The sequence below is a fragment of the Mesorhizobium sp. M1A.T.Ca.IN.004.03.1.1 genome, from assembly GCF_003997555.1.
Lineage (GTDB): Bacteria > Pseudomonadota > Alphaproteobacteria > Rhizobiales > Rhizobiaceae > Mesorhizobium.
In genome coordinates this window covers 1-231 of the sequence record NZ_RZTV01001182.1, presented here as the reverse complement: position 1 = coordinate 231, position 231 = coordinate 1, and the positions used below count along the sequence as shown (strand labels likewise).

Sequence of the window (231 nt, the reverse complement as noted above, 5' to 3'; positions counted from 1 at the left end):
ATCTCGTCTCGCCTGAAAATCGGGAGACATTGCTGCGGCAGACGGAGGAAATCTGCGCCGTCATCACCAGTCTGCCGCAGCCGGAACAGATGGAAGGCCAGCGGTTCAAGACTCCTTATCTCACGGTCATGGACTGGGGGCACGACGAGCGGGACTATGCCGCCGGCCATTCCGATCGCGCGCCGCGTCTCGACGACAAGGCCTGGGCCGGGATGATCGCCAATATCAGGG

At 62.3% G+C, this 231-nt stretch carries 1 pseudogene; it reads left to right on the top strand.

Annotation, left to right across the window (positions count from 1 at the left end):
* Window positions 1–231 (top strand): annotated as a pseudogene (locus EOD29_RS35415) (AP endonuclease); the annotation flags it as partial.